Annotated in this window: 13 protein-coding genes; 3 read left to right on the top strand and 10 right to left on the bottom strand. The window is 69.9% G+C overall.

The features are described from left to right. Positions 1-27: 27 nt before the first annotated feature. From H9634_RS01765 to H9634_RS01755, 3 genes are all read right to left on the bottom strand, one after another. On the bottom strand, positions 28-924 hold the full coding sequence (locus H9634_RS01765; RefSeq protein WP_191725097.1) for an FAD binding domain-containing protein: 897 nt from the start codon (positions 922-924) through the stop codon (positions 28-30). Further along, the gene (locus H9634_RS01760; protein WP_191725096.1) at positions 921-2,426 is read right to left on the bottom strand and encodes a uracil-xanthine permease family protein; all 1,506 of its coding nucleotides are present in this window, start codon (positions 2,424-2,426) and stop codon (positions 921-923) included. Before H9634_RS01760 ends, H9634_RS01765 begins: the two co-directional genes overlap by 4 nt. 184 nt (positions 2,427-2,610) lie before the next feature. Then, positions 2,611-4,311, bottom strand: coding sequence for a PucR family transcriptional regulator (locus tag H9634_RS01755; RefSeq protein WP_191725095.1), 1,701 nt, complete (start codon positions 4,309-4,311; stop codon positions 2,611-2,613). Between the two features lie 74 nt (positions 4,312-4,385). Between H9634_RS01755 and H9634_RS01750 the strand changes: the two genes are divergently transcribed. After that, positions 4,386-5,372: a DUF2877 domain-containing protein gene (locus tag H9634_RS01750; protein WP_318244967.1), complete on the top strand. Its 987-nt coding sequence runs from the start codon at positions 4,386-4,388 to the stop codon at positions 5,370-5,372. Continuing rightward, a complete protein-coding gene (locus H9634_RS01745) occupies positions 5,356-8,376 on the top strand; it encodes a bifunctional FdrA/YlbE family protein (protein WP_191725094.1) in 3,021 nt (1,006 codons plus the stop codon). Before H9634_RS01750 ends, H9634_RS01745 begins: the two co-directional genes overlap by 17 nt. A 38-nt stretch (positions 8,377-8,414) precedes the next feature. Here H9634_RS01745 and H9634_RS01740 read toward each other — a convergent pair whose 3' ends face one another. From H9634_RS01740 to H9634_RS01710, 7 genes are read right to left on the bottom strand one after another with little or no spacing between them, the layout of a single operon-like run. Continuing rightward, on the bottom strand, positions 8,415-9,590 hold the full coding sequence (locus tag H9634_RS01740; RefSeq protein WP_191725093.1) for an XdhC family protein: 1,176 nt from the start codon (positions 9,588-9,590) through the stop codon (positions 8,415-8,417). Between the two features lie 5 nt (positions 9,591-9,595). Further along, positions 9,596-10,657: a VWA domain-containing protein gene (locus tag H9634_RS01735; protein WP_191725092.1), complete on the bottom strand. Its 1,062-nt coding sequence runs from the start codon at positions 10,655-10,657 to the stop codon at positions 9,596-9,598. Further along, the gene (locus H9634_RS01730; RefSeq protein WP_191725091.1) at positions 10,654-11,565 is read right to left on the bottom strand and encodes an AAA family ATPase; all 912 of its coding nucleotides are present in this window, start codon (positions 11,563-11,565) and stop codon (positions 10,654-10,656) included. The genes H9634_RS01735 and H9634_RS01730 overlap by 4 nt, the downstream gene beginning before the upstream one ends. Continuing rightward, a complete protein-coding gene (locus tag H9634_RS01725) occupies positions 11,562-12,227 on the bottom strand; it encodes a nucleotidyltransferase family protein (protein ID WP_191725090.1) in 666 nt (221 codons plus the stop codon). The genes H9634_RS01730 and H9634_RS01725 overlap by 4 nt, the downstream gene beginning before the upstream one ends. Before the next feature lie 34 nt (positions 12,228-12,261). Beyond that, positions 12,262-13,218 carry a carbamate kinase gene (locus H9634_RS01720; protein ID WP_191725089.1) on the bottom strand — a complete coding sequence of 319 codons (957 nt, stop codon included), beginning with the start codon at positions 13,216-13,218 and terminating at the stop codon, positions 12,262-12,264. Between the two features lie 2 nt (positions 13,219-13,220). Then, on the bottom strand, positions 13,221-15,233 hold the full coding sequence (locus H9634_RS01715) for a hydantoinase B/oxoprolinase family protein (protein WP_225210454.1): 2,013 nt from the start codon (positions 15,231-15,233) through the stop codon (positions 13,221-13,223). 30 nt (positions 15,234-15,263) lie between these two features. After that, positions 15,264-17,390, bottom strand: a complete 2,127-nt coding sequence (locus H9634_RS01710; protein WP_191725088.1) for a hydantoinase/oxoprolinase family protein — start codon at positions 17,388-17,390, stop codon at positions 15,264-15,266. Between the two features lie 257 nt (positions 17,391-17,647). Between H9634_RS01710 and H9634_RS01705 the strand changes: the two genes are divergently transcribed. Continuing rightward, positions 17,648-19,734, top strand: a 2,087-nt coding sequence (locus tag H9634_RS01705) for a helicase-related protein (protein ID WP_191725087.1), incomplete at its 3' end; no start/stop codon positions are given.

Below are 19,734 nucleotides of genomic sequence, written 5' to 3'. Positions count from 1 at the left end.
GCCGTCACCTGCCCGGTGCACCTGCTGTCACCTGTCCGGTTCGTCTGCCGGCGGCGGCTGCGGTGGCCGGCAGCTGAGTTCGACGGCCAGTCTGCGGGCCATGACCTTGGTGATGTGGCGGCGGTAGTCGGCGGTGGCGTGGATGTCACCGGCAGGGTCGATGGCGGTCTCGACCGCCTCGGTCACGGCCGCGCACAGGTCGGTGGTGGCTTTCAGCTCCATCCCGGTGACCTGCGCGCTCATGTCGAGGACCTCGGGCAGGTCGGTGACGGAGACGAAGGACAGGCGCAGCCCGGTGATCGTCGACTCCTCGGCGGTCAGCGCCATGGCCACACCGGAAAGCGCGTAGTCGCCTGAGCGGCGGGCGAGTTCGGTGAACCCGGTGCGGGTGCCGGGCGGGAACCGGTTGAAGTCGACATGGGTGATGAGCTCATCGGCTTCCAGGCAGGTCTCCAGCGGGCCGATGCAGAGCTCAGCCGCGTCGATCTGCCGGGACCCGGATGAGGAGACTGCGTGGGCGGTGCCGCCGGTGAGGGCGAGGACGGCCGGCATCTCTCCGTTCGGGTCGGCATGGGCGATCGAGCCGACAGTGGTGCCGCGATTGCGGATCGCCGGGTGCGCGACGTTGACCAGCGCCTGACGCAGGATCGGCAGCGCCGCATAGGCACTGTCATCGGCTTCGAGCTCTGCGTGGGTGACGGCAGCGCCGACGCGCACGCAGGCATCGGTGATCTCGATGGAGCCCAGTTCGCTCAGCCGGGAGATGTCGATGAGGTGGGCGGGGGCGGCCAGGCGCATATTCAGCACCGGGATGAGGCTCTGGCCGCCTGCCAGCAGCTTCGCCTCAGCCCCGTGCTGGGTCAGCAGTTCGAGGCAGTGGTCGACTGATGCTGCGCGGTGGTAGGCGAAAGCCGCTGGCTTCATTCCCTGCTGCCCTCCGGTCTGTGTGGATCGTGGTCGGCTCTCCGGCCGCGGCGACGCTGGCCGTGGTCGTCTTCGAGGCCGAGCTCTTCGAGGCTGTGCGAGCCGGGTTCACCGACGGTGATGAGTGCGCCTCCTGCGCTGTCGGCCGCCTCCCGCAGCTCTGCGGGTGCGATGATCCGGCAGAAGTGGTACATCACCAGGACGACGATCGTACCCAATGCGATGCCGGCCAGGGTGAACGTCTCGGTCACCTTCAGTCCGATGTCGCCGATGGCGATGATGATGCCGGCGGCCACCGGGACCATGTTGAGCGGGTTGGAGAAGTCGACCTTGTTCTCCGTCCAGATCTTGGCGCCGAGCAGGCCGATCATGCCGTAGAGCACGACGGTGATGCCGGCGAGCACACCGCCGGGTGCTGCGGAGATGACCGCGCCGAACTTCGGTGACAGGCCGAAGACGATCGCCACGAGCGCGGCGACGTAGTAGGCCGCTGTCGAGTAGACGCGGGTCGAGGCCATGACGCCGATGTTCTCAGCGTAGGTGGTCGTCGGTGAGCCGCCGACCGAGGTGGCCACCGCGGTGGCGACACCGTCGGCGGTCAGCGCCCGGCCCATGTACTTGTCCAGCGGGGTCTTCGTCATCTCCTCCACGGCCTTGACGTGGCCGACGTTCTCGGCGATGAGCGCGATGACGGCCGGGAGCATGAGGATGATGAAGGCGGCGTTGAACTCCGGCAGGTGCATGCCGACCACCCCTGCGGCGTTGTCGGTGGCCGGCGGCAGACCGAACCACGGGGCGTCGACGACGCCGGACCAGTCGACGCGCATATGGGTGTCGACTTCTCCGGTGGCGGCGTTGAAGGCCGTGATCGGGCCGAAGACGAGATCGAAGATCCAGGACAGCGCATAGCCGAAGGCCAGGCCGAGGAAGACGGCGATACGGCCGAGGAATCCGCGCAGGGCCACCGACATGACGATGATGACGAACATGACGATGAAGGCGATCCACTGGTCCTGCGGCCAGTACACATTCGCGACGACCGGGGCGAGGTTGAAGCCGATGAGCATGACGACCGCGCCGGTGACCACCGGCGGCATGATCTTCGTCAGCGCGGCAGCGCCCATGAAATGGATGAAGATGCCGCAGGCAGCCAGGACGACACCGGCGATCATGATCGCGCCGGTCACCTGCTGGGGTGTGCCGCCTTGGGCGGTGACAGCCGCGACACCGCCGACGAAGGCAGCGGAGGTGCCGAGATAGCTGGGGATCTTTCCGTTGACCATGAGCAGGAAGATGATCGTGGCGACACCGCTCATCATGACCGCCAGCTGGGGATTCAGGCCCATGATGACCGGGAAGACGAACGTCGCGCCGAACATCGCCACGACGTGCTGGATGCCGAGTCCGACCGTGCGCGGCCAGGTCAGGCGCTCATAAGGGGCTACGGCCTTGCCCGGTGCGGGACTCTTCCCGTCACCGTGCAGCGTCCATCCGAAACTCATTGCTCCCCCAACCGGTCGGCGTTCGTACTGTCATAGCCGTAACGGCATGTGTCAACCGTAGGGACACAATGAGGCACGTGTCACGTCAAGTTCTGCTAAACAGTTCTGCGCGCTTTTGCGTAGTTCTGCCCGCCTCATCAGGGTCTGTCGGTGGATTGCCGATCATCCGCCGGTGGATCGTCGATCAGAGGCGTGTGCGCTTTCCGGCTGTCAGGTCCGTGAGGTACATCGCTTGCAGGGCCAGATGGATGGCCAGCCGCCGCCGGGCATCGGTCATGAAGGGCCCGAGGATGCGCTCGAGCTTGCTGATCCGGTAGCGCAGCGAGTTGTAGTGGAAGTGCATCTCACGGGCGGTCTCGGCGACGTTGAGGTTCTTGTCCAGCAGCACCCGCAGGGTCTCGCGCAGGTCGGCGGAGGAGGCGCTCCGGTCGGCGAGCACCCCGAGGGTGTCGGAGATGAAGGCCCGCACTTCCTCCTCATCGTCGATGAGGGACAGCAGCCGGAAGACGCCGAGGGCGTCGAAGTGGCTGATCGCCTGCTCGCCGTAGAGTCTGCGGCCGACCTCCACGGCCTTGCGTGCCTCCTGGTAGGCGGCCGGCAGGGCGTGGAGGTCCGCTGCTATGCGGCTGATGCCGGTGGAGAAGGTCAGCCGGCCGCCGCCGCCGACGCCGTGCACGTCGCCGACCCAGCGTTCGACGCGGGCGATGGTGCGTTCGACGGATTCCTCTGCCGCCACACCGGCGATGACGGTGACCTCATCCCCTGCCCCGACGACCACCGCCTCGGCGTCGTCCTGGGCGACCGCCGAGGTCCAGGCGCGGGCGAAGCGCTCCTGCAGGGACTGCTTTTCCATCGTCTCGACGGGCTCGCCGGTGTCGTCGTATTCGGCGACGACGACCACGAGCTCACGGTCCAAGTCCCAGCCCAGCGAGGTCGCATGCGACAGGATCCGGTCGGCTGCCACGATCCGGCCGCGCAGCACATCGTGGACGAAGTCAGCCTTGTATTTGCTCTCAACGGCCGAGATCGCGTGCATCTTCGTGAGCACGAGGGCGGCGGCTGCTGAGGCCTGGTCGACGACGTGCTGCTGGCTGTGGCTCATCGAATGGTCGGTGAAGAGGACGAGGCGCCCGAGGTCGCGGGCACCGCCGCGGATCCGCACCGCCAGACTGTAGAGCCCGTTGGCCTTCTGCACCTCACCGACCCGAGTCTGCTCGACATGGAAGCGTCCGGCGACATCGAAGCAGGCGAGTTCCTGGAGCTCTGCCAGCGGCAGCTGTCCGGCCACCTCGATCACCCGGCCGTCCATCGTCGTGACGGCGACAGTGCCTTCGACGTGACTGGCGATGCGGCTGCAGACCTCGTCGAGCTCTCCGCCGGTGACGACGATGGTGACGAGTTCGTGGAGGATCTGCTCGGCCTGCTGCAGGTCCTGTTCCCTGCGGGCGAGCACCGTGCCGAGCACCTCGTGGATGATCTCGTCGAAGCCGACCCCGTGGGGCAGCAGCAGGATCGGCAGGCCTGCGGAGTCCGCTGCGGTGAGCACCTCGCCGGGGATCTCATGGAGATAGCGGCCGGGTTTGACGCCCACGCCTGCCAGCTCTCGGTCGGCGAACTGGCGCACGAGATCGCAGAGGTCGATCTGCTGATCCTGCAGCGGGTAACCGGTGGTGATGACCAGCTCCTGGGCGCGCACCCACGGCAGGATGTCGGGCACTTCCATGACGTTGACGCGCGAGACGATGCGCTCGAGCCCGTCGGCGCCGGCCAGCACGCGGGTACCGGTGAGGGAGGGCAGGTCGAGGACGTCGCGGACGGTGACGTCACCCCCGCTGACTGGCAGATTCTGCCGAGCCAGAGATTCATGATTATCGGCATTTGCCATGTCCCCCACCCTAGCAGTCAGCCCTACGCTGGTGAGATGCACGTCATATCCGCGGACCCGGTTGTCGTGCAGCGGTGAAGTCCCCTGTGACGCCGCCGCTGGCCGCCCCTGAGCGTGCATGGACGGTCGCCGGCATCCATGCGGCTGGCCTGTACCTCACAGCACCCGCCGGCCCCAAGGCATCTGTCGGCCTCACAGCACCCGCCGACGTTACAGCGCCTGCCGACCTCACAGCGCCTTCCGGGCCGCACACGCTCGTCATCCCGGTCATCGGGATGGGCGCCTACGATCTGCCGACGGCCATCCGCACGCATGTTCCAGCCGATGTCTTCACCACCGGTGTCAGGACCGGCGATCGGGTCGAGGTCGAACCTGACCGGCTGCTGCTGCCGGCAGCCGAGCTGTGCATCAGGCGCGTGTGGCGGCCGCAGCGCATCAGCGGGGTGCCTTGTCTGGGGATCGGCTGCGGTCAACCCGACAAGCACCTGGTCGCACACCGTGGGAGGGCACCCGATCTGGCTGCCGTGCGTGCCGTGCTGCAGCCGGGGATCGCCGATGCTGAAGCCAGTGCTGAGGGCATCGTCGCCACCGCGCTGAACGGCAGCCGGGGCGCTGCGTCTCGCTACGGCCGGGTCGACCAAGCTCTGGCTGAGCGGGTCGCGGCGCTCATCGGCCGCGGTCCCGGACTCACACCCTCCGGTGATGATGTGCTCTCCGGTATCGCGCTGGCTCTGCGCTGGCAGTCGGCGTGGGGCGCTCTCGCCCAGCTGCGGGCAGCGCTCACACCGCATCTGGCCTCCACGACGGCGATCTCCGCCTCACTGCTGGAGGCATCCCTCGACGGCTGGTGCACGACACCGGTGAAGAGGGCACTCGGTGCCGCCCAGGCCGGTGACCTGCCCGCCTTCGCCGAGCACCTCGGTGCGATCGGGCACACGTCCGGCTACGACCTCGGCGCCGGTGTCGTGGCGACCTGCCGTGCGCTTTCCCGACCCTCATCTCGCTCCGCCGGCGGATCGCCGGACCCGACAGAAGGAGAAGACTGTGCTGTCTCACGTTGACATCCGATCCGGTGTCTACTTCGACTCCGTCAGCCTCATGCAGGCCTCTGCTCGCGTGAAGGACCTCGACGGCGTCGCCGACGCGCTCATCGGGATGGGCACGGAGCTCAACCTCGACCTCATGCGCAGCCTCGACTTCGACATCGACCCGGCGGTGAGCCCGAACGACCTCGTCATCGCTCTGCGGTGTGCTGATGCAGAGGTGTTGGAGGCCGCGGTGGCCGAACTCGATGTGCAGCTGGCTGCGCTGCGCTCCACCGGCGGCGGGCTCAGTGCCGGTGGCGAGAGCCCAGCGCTGACCGTGGGCTCGGCGGCGAAGAGAACCGAGGCGAACCTCGCTCTCATCTCCGTGCCCGGTGAGCACGCGACGACGGAGGCACTCGATGCGATCGCCGCCGGGTGTTCGGTCATGCTGTTCTCCGACAATGTGCCTGTCGAGTCCGAAGTGCTGCTCAAGGATGCAGCGGCCTCAGCCGATGTCATCGTCATGGGACCCGACTGCGGCACAGCCGTCGTCTCCCAGGCTGCGCTCGGCTTCGCCAATCAGGTGCCGCCGGGCCGGTTCGGCATCGTCGCAGCCTCCGGCACCGGTGCCCAGCAGGTCATGACGCTGCTCAGCGCCGCCGGCGAGGGGGTCAGTCATGTGCTGGGCACCGGCGGCCGGGATATGAGCGCGGCTGTCGGCGGCCGGTCGACGAAGCAGGCGCTGCGGGCGCTGGCGGCTGACGAGGCCACCGAGCACATCATCATCGTCTCGAAGCCAGCCGATGCCGGTGTCGTCGATGAGGTCGCAGCGCTGGCCGGTGAGCTCGGCGTCGGGGTGACGTGGGCGGTGCTCGGCTCAGGCCGGCCGGACCTGACGGCCGCGGTCGAAGCGGCGCTGCACGCTGCCGGCGGGGTGACACCTGAGTGGCCGTCGTGGCTGCCGGAGACCTCGGATCAGCAGGCCGGGGGCGGGGATCTGCGCGGATACTTCTGCGGCGGCACCCTGGCTGATGAGGCGATGCTCATCGCCTCCGCTGCGCTCGGGCCGGTGCCCTCGAACATCCCGCTGGCTGGGGCTGAGCAGCTCAGCGGCGGCAGCGTGCCGGAGAGCGGGTCGTTCGTCATCGACTTCGGTGATGACGAGATGACCACAGGGCGTGCCCATCCGATGATCGACCCAAGTCTGCGACTCGACGCCCTTGAGCGCACCGGCGCCAGCGCCGGCGTTGTGCTGCTCGACCTCGTGCTCGGCTACGGCGCGCATGCAACGCCGGTCGAGCCGCTGGCCGCGGCGATCGAACGGGTGCGCGCACGCGCGCAGGAGGAGTACGGCCGTCGGCTGCCGGTCGTCGTCTCCCTCGTCGGCACCGAGGAGGATCCGCAGGGACTCTCCGCCAGTGTCGAGGCGCTCACCGCAGCCGGCGCCGAGGTGTTCGCCTCGAATGCTGCCGCGACCCGCCGAGCCCTCCACCACCTCGGGCACGCTGCAGAGCCGGATGCCGCGCAGGGACCTGGGACCGGCGGGCAGACTGGCGGGCAGACCGCCACGCAGACCGACGGCCGAACCGGCGGCCGAGTCGTCACGTCGACCACGGCTGCTGACGGCGCGCCGCTGCGCGGGCTGCTGGCCGCTGAACCGGTCGTCGTGACAGCTGGGTTGTCGCTGTTCGCCCAGGAGCTGCAGGCGCAGGCGGTCGCCGTCACCGAGGTGGACTGGCGCCCACCGCTCGGCAGCGCTGCCGCAGTGCAGACGGTCATGGCCGATCCGCGCCGCGCCGACGCCAACCGCACGGCGATCGAGCGGATGCTCGCCGCCGGGGCCGAGCTCGTCGCCGTCCGCCCCGCCCGCGAATGCCTGGGCCTGGCTGACACCGAGTTCCTCCATGCCGGTCCCCCGCTGGCCTGGGAGGACGCTTCCGGGCCGATGCGCGGAGCGCTGACCGGGGCAGTCGTGTTCGAAGGACTGGTCGACACGATCGAGGAGGCCGAAGAGGGACTGGCCTCAGGTCGGTTCACGTTCGCGCCGTGTCACAGCCGGGAGGCAGTCGGGCCGATGGCCGGGGTCGTGAGCCCGTCGATGTGGATGATGGAGCTGCACGACCCGGTGCACGGCAACCGCGCCTACTGTTCGCTCAATGAGGGGCTGGGCAAGGTGCTGCGCTACGGCGCCAACGGCGAGGAGGTGCTCACGCGGCTGCGCTGGATGCGCGATGTGCTCGGACCCGTCTTGGCCGAGGCGCTGGCCAGCAGCGGCCCGCTCGATGCGAAGGCGTATGTCTCGCAGATGCTGCAGTCCGGCGATGAGGGCCACAACCGCAACCGCACCGGCACGCTGCTGTTCCTGCGCGACATCATGCCCCATCTCTTCTCCCAGGACCGCCCGCAGGAGGATCTCGCCGAGGTCGTCCGGTTCCTCGGCGCCAACGACTACTTCGCCCTCAACATCGTCATGCCCACCTGCAAGCTCGCCTGCGCCGCAGCCAAGGACGTGCCCGGATCGTCCCTCGTCGTCACGATGGCCCGCAACGGCACCGAGTTCGGCATCCAGCTCTCCGGCACTGGCGATGCCTGGTTCACCGGACCGGCGCAGCTGCCCGAAGGGCTGTTCCTCGGCTCCTTCGGGCCCGAGGACGCCAACCCGGACATCGGCGACTCGGCGATCACCGAGACTGCCGGCATCGGCGGGTTCGCGATGGCTGCTGCCCCGGCGATCGTGCGGCTTGTCGGCGCTGATGTGGCGTTTGCGATCGAGACGACGCAGAAGATGTATGAGATCACCCTCGGTGAGCACCCATCGCACCAGATCCCGATTCTGGAGTTCCGCGGCGTGCCGACCGGCATCGATGCGACCGCCGTCGCCCGGACCGGTGTGCTGCCGCAGATCAACACCGGCATGGCCGGCAGGGTCGCCGGTGTCGGCCAGGTCGGTGCCGGTCTCGTGCATCCGCCTGAGCAGGCGTTCACATCCGCGATGGAGGCACTCGCCGAGGCGGCGGAAACACCGGTGGCGAAGGGCTGAGCCGGCGGGCCGGTGGCGAGAGGATGCCGGCTGGCCGGTCAGGAGTGGATCGGGCCGGTGGTGTCGCGCAGCGGCGCGCCGCTGGCCTGCCACCGCTCCCGGGTGATCTCAGCCAGGATCGAGATCGCGGTGGTCTCCGGGGTGCGGGCGCCGAGGTCGAGGCCGATCGGGGCGTAGAGCCGGTCGATGAGCTCCTCGGACACCCCAGTTTCACGCAGCGCTGCGATTCGCCGGTCGTTCGTGCGTCTGCTGCCCATCGCCCCGACATAGTCGGCTGGGCAGCCGAGTGCGACCTGCAGCAGCGGCAAATCGAACTTCAGGTCGTGGGTGAGCACGGCGATCGCGGTGCTCGATTCGATCCGGCCGGCATCGATCTCAGCCTGCAGGTAGCGGTGCGGCCAGGACACGACGACCTCGTCGGCTTCAGGGAAGCGGGCGGGTGTGGCGAAGACGGGCCGGGCGTCGCAGACGGTGACGTGGTAGCCGACGAGCTTCGCTGCCGCGGCGAGTGCGCGGGCGTAGTCGATGGCCCCGAAGATGAGCATTCTGGGTCTGCGGGAGAAGGCGCTGATGAGTACGGCGGTGTCGCTGTCGAGGCGTTCGCCGTGCTCGCCGTACTCGCGGATCTGGGTGGTTCCGGCGGCCAGCAGCCCGACGGCGCTGTCGACGACGGAGCGGTCGAGCTGTCCGTCGCCAAGCGAGCCTGTCACGGCCGGTTCCGCCGCCTCGGGTGCGGTGATCGCCAGCCAGCGGCCGGCCGGCGGGGCGAGCACGTATTCCATCCCGGTCGGCTCGCCGAGCTCGTCAGTGGCCAGCGGGATCCGGGTGAGCAGGGCGGCCGGCTCGTCGGCGAGGATCTGCCGGCACACTGCCGCCAGCGACTCGGCGTCGGCGGTGTCGGTGGGATCGACACGCCGGATGAGCACGTCGAGCTGGCCGCCGCAGGCCAGGCCGACGGTGAAGGCCTCGTCATCGGAGACGCCGTAGCGGCCCAGGCGCGGCTGGCCGTCGTCGATGGTGAGCTGGGCGGCGGCGTGCACAGCCCCTTCGACGCAGCCGCCGGACAGCGACCCGATGGCCCGTCCCGAGGCGGTGACCGCCATCGCGGTCCCGGCCGGGCGGGGTGCTGAGGACCAGGTGCGGATGATCGTGCACACGGCCATGGGCTCGTCACCGGTGAGCAGGTCGAGGATCTCGGAGGCGATGTCGCGCATGCTGTTCACCCTGCGACGACGGCAGCGAGCCGGAAGTAGTCGGAGATGGTGGTGCCGGGCAGCAGCGCGTCGACGTGCGGGCGGATCGCGCGGATGCCGCGGATGTCGGGCTGCCAGCCGGTGCGCCCGGCTCGCGGGTTGACCCACAGGAACCGTGCGCACAGGCGGCTGGCGCGGGCTGCGGCTGTGGTGAGAGCGTCGGTGTCGCCGTCTTCCCATCCGTCGGACATGACGATGAGCGTGGCTCCGCGCAGCCGGCCGGCGTGCCGGTCGAGCAGCTGCTGGAGGGTCTCGCCGAGCCGGGTGCCGCCGCCGAGGTCGGGGATCTGTCCGCTGCGCGTGCCGGGCCGGGCGGTGCGCACGCCTGCGGTGACGTCGGTCAGTGCGGTCCCGGCGGTGAAGACGCTGACGTGCTGGCCGCCTTCCGCTGCGGCTGCTGCGAAGGCCAGCTGGGTGGTGTGGAAGGGCTGCATGCTGGCCGAGACGTCGAGGACGATGACGATCGGGCGGGGCACCTCGCGGCGCTCCTGCGTCGGCAGGCTCGTGATCTCTCCGGTCGCGAGCAGTTCGCGCAGCGCCTGCCGCACATGCAGGCGGTCGGCGCGTCCGCGCCGGTAGCGCGGCCGGCGCCGCTGCGGTGGGCTCAGGCGCAGACCGGCCAGCTGGGCGCGGGCGTCGGCGGCATCAGATTCCAGCAGTTCGGCGATGTCGGTCTCGCGCAGCACTGCGGCCTTCGAGGCTGCGGCAGCCTGTGGTTCGGGATGGCCGGTTTCGGTATCGTCGTCACCGGGCAGCGCCTCAGGCACGTCGATCTCGACGTCGGTGTCCGGCGGGGCCGCGGCAGCCGGGTGGCGGGAGAAGAACCGCTCGAAGTGGATGCTGAAGTCCGCCCACTGCTCAGCGGTGGTGCACCAGGCGGCGCGGGTGACGGTGTAGACATGCTGCCGTTCGATCGTTCCGAGGGCGCCGAGTCCGGCCACGGCGGTGTGCAGCCGGCCGGGGTCGGCGGGGTATCCGTGACGGGCGAGGCTGCGGGCGAAGTCGGTGAGCACTGCGGTCATCGTCATGACGGCCTCCGCGGTGGTGCCCCGCCGATGACCGGCCCGTGGGCGCGGACCTGTTCGGCGTCCTCGGCGTCCTTGATGAGTGCGCCGAGGGTGGCCTGCGCGGTCGCATTGTCGAGGTCGACGGCGCGGAGTGCGACGAGCGAGCGCAGCCAGTCGATCGCCTCGGCGGTGCCCGGCGGCCGGTTGAGGGCCATCTGCCTGACCGCGCGCACATAGTCACCGGTCGCAGCCACAAGCGCTTCGTTCGCCTCGGGCACATGGAGGGCGAGGATCTGCTGTTCGGCCTCCCGGTCGGGGAGGTCGAACCAGTGGTAGAGGCAGCGGCGGCGCAGCGCATCGTGGATCTCGCGGGTGCGGTTGGAGGTGATGACGACCAGCGGCGGCTGGGCGGTCTCGATGCGGCCGAGTTCGGGGATCGACAGCGCCCATTCGGAGAGCACCTCGAGCAGGAGTGCTTCGAACTCGTCATCAGCCCGGTCGATCTCGTCGATGAGCAGCACCGCTCGCTGCCCCTCGGCCGAGGCGGTGAGTGCGGCCAGGATCGGGCGGGTGAGGAGGAAGCGCTCGGAGTACAGCTGGGCTTCGAGCTCCCCGGCTTCGGCTGCCTCGGCGGCGTGGGCGGCCTCCAGGGTGCGCAGGTAGAGGATCTGGGAGCGGAAGTCCCAGTCGTAGAGCGCCTGGGCGGCGTCGATGCCCTCGTAGCACTGCAGCCGGAACAGCTGCCCGCCGTGGACTGCGGCCAGCGCGTGCGCCAGCGCCGTCTTGCCGACTCCGGGTGGGCCCTCGCACAGCAGCGGCCGGTCGAGCCTGCCGGACAGCCACGCGGTCGTCGCCAGCGCGTCATCGGCCCGGTAGCCGTGGTCCATGAGCGCGTCCCTCAGCTGCTGCGAGTCTGCAAGTGAACTCATCGGCCCTCCTCCCCTGCGCGTGCGTCGGGCAGCAGTTCCGGCAGCCGCAGGCCGGCGGCCTGCAGCTGCCCAGGAGTGTCGATGTCGGCGCCGGTGCACAGGTGGCTGCAGTCGACTGCGCACACCGTGCCCGAGGCGAAGACCGCCTTCGCGCCGGAGTCCCCGGTGGCCGTGTCGATGACCTGCTGCCAGTGCTGTGATCCGATGACGACGGGGTGGCCGGGACGCTGTCCGAACATCGCCCGCACGAGACTCGTCTCGATGGTCTGCACGCGGGCAGCGGCGATGACGGCTTCGATGGCGGCTGCGGTGATGTCGGGGACGTCGGCGAGCAGGATGACCACGGCGCGGATCCGCTCGCCGGCAGGTGCGTCGGCGACAGCGCGCAGGCCGGCTCGCAGCGAGGCCGACAGGCCGTCTTCCCAGTCCGGGGCGTGGGCGACCCGGGCGCCTGCCGGCACTCCGGCGGCGACCGCCTCGGCGGCGGCACCGGTGACGACGACGATCTCGGCCAGCCCGGCGGCTGTCAGCTGGTCGCACAGCCTGGCCACGACCGGCTGCCCGGAGGCGGTGCGCAGCAGGCCTTTGGGCGCGCCGAGGCGCGACCCGGCACCGGCGGCGAGCACGATGCCGGCGATGTCGCTGTTGGGGGCGTGCCTCACGGTTCCTCCTTGAGCCAGGCGGCCTGTCTCCAGTCTAGGAGCTGGCCGTTCTCGAGGCGGCGGCGGGCGTGACGCGCGTGCCGGTTCTTCCGGCGATGGCCACCGGCACGGCGGCGAGCGCGGTGATGATGCCGACGCCGCGGCCCGACGCGGCGAAGTCGACGACTGCCTCGACTTTCGGGCCCATCGATCCAGACGCGAAGTGCCCGGCATCGGCGAGCCGCTGCATCTGCTCGGCGGTGATCTCACCGATCGGCTGTTCGTCCGCGGTGCCGTAGCCGATGATCGCGTGTTCGACGTCGGTGGCGATGACGAGCCGGTCGACGTCGAGGTCGGCGGCCAGCCGGGCGGCGGAGAGGTCCTTGTCGATGACGGCTTCGACGCCGTTCCAGCCCGGCCCGTCGGCGACCACCGGGATGCCGCCTCCGCCGGCGGCGACGACCACCCAGCCGGCGTCGACGAGCGTGGCGATCGTCGGGGTCTCCAGGATCTCCAGCGGCCGCGGGGAGGGCACGACGCGCCGCCAGCCGCGGGCGCCGAAGTCCTTCCACACCTGCCCGTGGGCGCGCATCTGGGCGGCGTGTGCTGCGTTGCGGTAGGTGCCGATCGGTTTGACCGGGTCGGTGAACGCCGGGTCGTCGCCGTCGACCCGGGTGCGGGTGATGACGGCGGCGACCTGCCGGTGCATGCCCCGGGTGGTGAGCTCCTGTTCGAGCCGGTTGACGATCGTGAACCCGATCGTGCCCTGGGTCTGCGCGCCGCACCAGTCAAGCGACACCGGCGGCAGCTCTGCGGCGGCGAGTTCGTTCTTGCGCAGGATGTTGCCGACCTGCGGGCCGTTGCCGTGGGTGATGATGACCTCGTGGCCGTCAGCCAGCAGCTCGGCGATGTGCCCGCAGGCCTGCGCGATCGCCGCCCGCTGGTCATCGGGTGAGGATGAGCCGTCGGGGGCGGTCATCGCATTGCCGCCGAGGGCGATGAGCACGCGCATGCTCAGAGCCAGTCGACGTCAGGTGCGTCGCTGCCGTCGCCGGCCAGGCGCGCGTACCCGGGTCCGCGGTCGAAGAACGGCTCCTCGCCGGTGCGCTTCTCGCGCAGCTGCTGCCGCAGCTGCGTCGAGGCCGCCGTGTCGACAGTGACCTCACCGTCGTCGACGCTGGCGATGACGCCGTAGTCGCTGCGGGCCCCGTCGATGCTGATCTTGCCCCAACGCAGGTCGCGTTCGACCTCGTCGAGGGGACGGTCGAGCGGGTCGCCCCAGCCGCCGCCTCCGGTGGTGCAGATGCGGATCGTCTCCCCTGCCCGAACCGGTTCGGCATCGGCGAGCGCGTCGATCTCGCGTTCGTTCGGCCCGCCGGGGTCGATGGTGACCTGGAACGGCCGGCCGGCCTTGCCGCCCTTGACGCCCCAGCAGGCGAGGATCGACCGGTCGGCGATCGACATGAAGTTCGCGTCCTTGAGCATGTGGATGTGCTTCTCGTAGCCCAGCCCGCCGCGGTAGCGTCCAGCGCCGCCGGAGTCGACGGCGAGTCCGAGCCGCTCGACGCGGAACGGGAACCGCGATTCGGTGAATTCGGTGGGCAGGTTCCGGGAGTCGGGCACGACGTGGATGGTGTCCTCACCGTCGGCGTAGTAGCGGCCGCCCGAGCCGCCGCCGAGCACCTCGCGCATGAGGTAGTCGTTGCCGTCGCGGTCCTTGCCGTACACGCCGGTGTAGCGGATCGTCTCCTGATCTGCCGGCATCTTCCCGTCGACAGCCTTCGCGACGACCCCGGCGAGCACGCCGAGCAGCCGCAGGATGACGAAGGTGCGGGCGTTCGTCGGGCCCGGGTAGATCGGGGTCAGCAGGGTGCCCTTCTCGGGGAACCGCATCTCGATGAGCGGGACGATGCCCTCGTTGACGTCGAGTTCGCCCATCCGCTCCGGGGAGTCGGCGAGGTTGCGCAGGATCGGGGCGAGCCATTTCTTGAGGAAGTTCCCGCCGACGTAGTCGCCGCAGTGGTTGATCGGCCCTCTCGCCTGGGCGGCGGTGCCGGTGAAGTCGATGATGAGCCTGGGCCCGTCACCCGGTCCCCCGGTGGCGGTCTTCGTCAGGGTGATGCGCTGGGTGTGCAGCTTCGGGTCCTCGACGCCGTCGTGTTCGGCGTAGTCCTCCCATACGTACTGGCCGTCGGGGATCTTCGAGAGGATCTCGCGGCGGTACAGCTCGGTGGTGTTGTCGAGGATGGTGTCGAAGGCCGCTTCGATGGTGTCGCGGCCGTAGCGGGCGAAGAGCTCGGCGAGCCGGCGCGCACCCATGAGGCAGGCGGAGCATTCGGCGTCGAGGTCGGCGGCCAGCGAGTCGGGCATGCGCGAGTTGCGGGTCATGATGCGCAGTGCGGCCCGGTTGGGTTCGCCGCGCGACCACAGCTTGATCGGCGGGACGGCCAGTCCCTCTTCGTGCACGCTCGTCGCACCCGAGGGCATCGAGCCGGGGCAGGCGCCGCCGATGTCGTCGTGATGGCCGAAGGCCTGCACGAAGCACACCACCTCCCCGTTGTGGAAGACCGGGACAGTGACGCACAGGTCGGGCAGGTGGCCGATGCCGCCTTCGGATTCGTAGACGTCGTTGTGGAAGAAGACGTCGCCTTCCTCCATCGTCTCGATCGGGAAGTCGCGCACGATCGGGTGGACGAGTGCGGAGTAGGACCGGCCGGTGAGCTTGCGCAGCTGCCGGTCGTGGATGCCGGCGCGGAAGTCGTGGGCGTCGCGGATCATCGGCGAGCGCGAGGTCCTCGAGATCGCGGTCTCGACTTCCATTTCGACGCTGGCGAGGGTGCCTTCGACGATCTCGACGATGATCGGATCGACCTCGGTTCCCTCAGGGGTGAGCCGTCCGCCGTGCTCGTAGGGCCGGGGCCGGCCGGCCGGGTTGATCGGTTCGGCGGCGATGTAGGCTGCGAGCTGCTCACCGGTCAGCGGGGTGGTCGAGAGCATCGAGCCCGAATCAGTGGGGGTTGCCGTCATGTCGTGTCTCCTTCTGGTTTCGGCGCGGGCTCAGGACTGCTCGGCTGATGGGCTGCGGGTGATGACGAGGTTGCCGGCGTCGTCGACGCGGACGCTGAAGCCGGGATGGACGGGCACTGTCGAGCCGAACTCCTCGATGATCGCCGGGCCGGTGATCTCATCTCCGGCCAGCAGCTCGGGCCGCCAGTAGACGTCGGCGGTGACGTAGCCGTCGTCTGCGTCGAAGCACACCTGACGCTGGCTGGCCAGCGCCCGGTCGGACAGCGGCTGGGCGGCAGAGGCCGCGCCGAGCTTGGCGAGCTCTGGCCGCTGGATCGGGCCGATGCCGGAGACACGCAGGTTGACCCATTCGACGAACTGGTCGCCATCGCCTTTGAAGTCGTAGCCGTAGAGGCGGCGGTGCTCAGCGTGGAAGGCGTCGGTGACCTCATCTGCCCAGGCGCGGGTGATCTCCCCTGCCGGTGCTGGTACGCGGACTTCGAAGGCCTGCCCGAAGTAGCGCAAGTCTGCTGAACGGTCGTAGCGGTGGTCCTCGGCGGCGAACCCTTCGGCGTCGAGGGCTGCTGCCGCACGCTCCTGCAGAGCAGTGAAGACGCTGTCGATGGTGCCGAGGTCGAGTCCTTCGTCCTTGGCGACATGGGTCTGGACGTAGTCGTTCTTGACGTCGACGGTCAGCAGCCCGAACGCCGAGACATTGCCGGGGTTGAGCGGGACGATGACGCCTGCGAGGTCGAGGATGTCGACGAGCCGGCAGGCCAGCAGCGAACCGGAGCCGCCGAAGGAGGCGAGCATGAAGTCGCGCACGTCGAGGCCGCGCTTGACTGAGATCTGGCGCAGCGCGTTCGCCTGGTTCCAGGCGGAGATCTCCAGGATGCCGGTCGCGCACTTCTCGACGCTGAGCCCGAGCCGTCCGGCGAGATCTTCGACGCCGGTGCGGGCGGCGTCGACGTCGAGTGGGATCTCACCGCCGAGGAGGTGGGGTGGGATGCGTCCGAGCAGCAGGTGGGCATCGGTGATGGTCGGCTCGGTGCCGCCCTGTCCGTAGCAGATCGGTCCCGGGTCGGCGCCGGCTGACTGGGGGCCGACCTTGAGCTGGCCCTCTTCGGTCGTCCAGGCGATCGAGCCGCCGCCGGCGCCGACGGTCACGACGTCGATCATCGGGATCTTCGACGGGTAGACCCCCACCGATCCCTCGGTCGTCAGTGCTGGTTCGCCGTCGATGATGACGGTGACGTCGGTTGAGGTGCCGCCGCCGTCGCAGGTGAGCACCTTGGAGAAGCCGGCTTCCCTGGCGATGAGACCGGCGCCGAGTGCGCCTGCGGCCGGCCCGGAGAGCACGGTGGTGATCGGCTGGTGGACGACCTCGTCGGCGGAGAGCACACCGCCGTTGGACTTCATGATGTAGAACGGGATCGGCTCACGGTCGCCGTGCTCGGCGCCGGTGAACTGATCGAGGCGCTCATGGATGTTGGCGACGTAGCGGGAGACCTTCGGCTTGACAGAGGCATCGACGAGGGTGGTCATCGAGCGCTCGTATTCGCGGTACTCCCGCAGCACCTCGGAGCTCAGCGACACGATCGCCTCGGGGTGGACTTCGGTGAGGATCTCACGCATCCGCTGCTCGTGGGCCGGGTTGGCGTAGGCGTGCAGGAAGTTGACGCCCAGGACGTTGATACCGGCGTCGCGGAACCAAGCGGCGACAGCCCTGGCGCCGTCCTCGTCGAACGGGCGGACCTCGGTGCCTTCGAAGTCGAGACGGCCGCCGACGGTCTTGACGCGGTCGGCGGTGACGATGCGTTCGGGCTTGACCCAGAAGTAGGAGTTTCCGTAGCCGTCGGGCACGGCCTGACGGGCGATCTCCAGGACGAACTCATAGCCTTCGGTGGTGATGAAGCCCATCGTCTCCAGCTTGCCCTCCAGCAGCTGGTTCGTCGCCACCGTCGTGCCGTGGGAGACAGCGGCGACGTCGCTGCCGGTGGCGCCGAGTTCGGCGAGGACCTTCTCGATGCCGTTGATGAACCCGTCAGCGGGGTTGGCTGGGGTCGACGGGGTCTTCGTCGTCGTCAGCGTGCCGGTGTCCTCGTTGAACGCGACGACGTCGGTGAATGTGCCGCCGGTATCGATCCCGATGCGGATCCGTGCGCTGCCTTGAGTCATTCTCACCCCTGTTTTTCGTGTGCCGACGCGCCTTCGCGTCTGGCAGAACTTCACTGCTATGAACAAGCATGCGCGGCGGCTACCCCGAATCACTCGGCAGACAGTGACAAAAAGTGAGCTGCGTCATTGGCAGGATTCTGGATGCCCGGCTTCATCGGTCTCCTGGACCCGCTGCCCCACAGCCCCACTGCCGGCCTCCGCAGTCTCACTGCCGGCCTCCCCGGCTTTGCAACCGGACGATCCGTTAGGTTGAAGGCGTGCACTCCTTCGACCTCGACGCCATCGCCTCCGGCCTGCCGGCGTCTGCGCTCATCCCTCAGCTGGGCGAACGTCACGCCGGTTCGACTGCCGGTCTGCGTGCGGTCATCACCGCACCGCCGGGTACCGGCAAGACCACTGTCGTGCCGCCGGCACTGTCCCAGCTGCTGCCGGCCGGGCGGATCATCGTCACCCAGCCGCGCCGGATGGCCGCCCGGGCGGCTGCCCGCCGGCTCGCGCGGCTGAGCGGCACCCGCCTCGGCGAGGCGGTCGGCTATACGGTCCGCGAGGATGCGCAGGTCTCCCGGTCCACCCGCATCGAGTTCGTCACCACCGGCGTGCTGCTGCGCCGGATGCTCACCGACCCCGGGCTTGAGGGTGTCACCGCGATCGTGCTCGACGAGGTCCACGAACGCCACCTCGACTCCGATCTCGCCGCCGCCCTCGCGGTTGATGCCACAGGTCTGCGCGCGGACCTGACGCTGGTGGCGATGTCGGCGACCTTGGAGGCCGAGCGGTGGGCTGAGCTCATCGGCGGCCCGGTCCTCGACGTCACCTCGGCACTGCACCCGGTTGAGATCCGCTGCCAGTCCGGCCCCGGCCGGCCCATCGATGCCCGCGGAATCACCCGCGAGTTCCTCACCCACATGGCAGGCCTCGTCGAGTCCGCTCTCCGCACCGAGGCCTCCGGCGATGCGCTCGTATTCATGCCGGCCATCCGCGACGTCGAAGCCCTGGCTTCGCTGCTGCGCGGCCGTGTGCCCGTCGATGTCCGGGTGCTCACCGGCTCCACCCCTGCTGCGGAGCAGGACGCGATCCTCACCCCGCGCAGGGACACGGAGACCTCCCGCCGGGTCGTCGTCTCCACCTCGGTCGCGGAGTCAGCGCTGACGGTGCCCGGTGTGCGGATCGTGGTCGACTCGTGCCTGGCTCGGGTGCCGCACTTCGACACCGGCCGCGGGTTCGCTGGCCTTGCCACCGTGCGCGCTTCGAAGGCCGCCTGCACCCAGCGAGCCGGACGCGCCGGCCGCCTCGGGCCCGGCCTGGCCGTCCGCGCACTGAGCGAAGCCGACTGTGCCGCGCTGCCAGCCCACACCCCGCCGGAGGTCCGCACCGCCGATCTCACCTCCGCTGTCCTCGACCTGGCCTGCTGGGGCGCGCCGTTCGGTCGCGGCCTGAAACTGCCCGACCCGCTGCCGGATCGCCCGGCCGCCCAGGCTGCTGAGACGCTGCGGCTGCTCGGCGCGCTCGACGACACCGGAGCCGCGACAGCCCGCGGCCGGCAGCTCGCCCGGATTCCCGCCGACCCGCGCATGGCCCGCGGCCTGCTCGACGGCGCAGCATTCATCGGCACCGCGGCCGCCGCCGAGGTGGTCGCCGCCCTGGCCTCGGATCTGCGCTGCCCGGGTGCTGACGCGGTTGCCGCCGTGAGGCAGCTGCGCCGCGCGGCCCCGCGGACCTACACCCGGGAGACCGCCCGGCTCACCCGGATCCTGGCCGAGACCACCGGAGAAGACACCGGCGAGGACACAGCCGTCGGCACCACCGCCTCGGGTCCGGTGCCGCTTGACGAGGCGGTGGCCACGGTCATCGCGCTGGCCTACCCGGACCGGATCGCCCGGCTGCGGCCCGGCAGCGAGGACGAATACCTGCTCGCCTCCGGCACCGGCGCGACCCTGCCGCGCGATGCCCAGATCCGCGGCCACGAATGGCTCGCCGTCGCCGAGGTGTCCCTAGCCGGCCAGCGCGCCCTCATCCGGGCGGCCGCCCCGCTCGACCGGGAGACTGCCGAGCTGCTGGCCGCCGACCTCTACGTCACCCAGACGGTCACACGCTTCGACGGCCGGAAGCTCTCAGCCCGCCGCATCGAGCGCCTCGGGGCGATCGAGCTGTCGGCCACTCCGGTGAAGGCAGACCCGGCAGCCGGCGCCGAGGCGGTGGCCGCGTTCATCCGCGAGCGCGGGCTTCGCGAGGTGATCGGTGAGAATCCCGGGTTCGCGCAGCTGCGCGGCCGGCTCGGGCTGCTGCATGCCGTACTCGGCGCGCCCTGGCCCGATGTCCGGTTCACCGCGCTCGAATCCGGGCT

Source organism: Brevibacterium gallinarum, assembly GCF_014836885.1.
Taxonomy (GTDB): domain Bacteria; phylum Actinomycetota; class Actinomycetes; order Actinomycetales; family Brevibacteriaceae; genus Brevibacterium; species Brevibacterium gallinarum.
The sequence above is the reverse complement of the archived record's forward strand: the minus strand, read 5'-3'. Positions and strand labels throughout refer to the sequence as shown.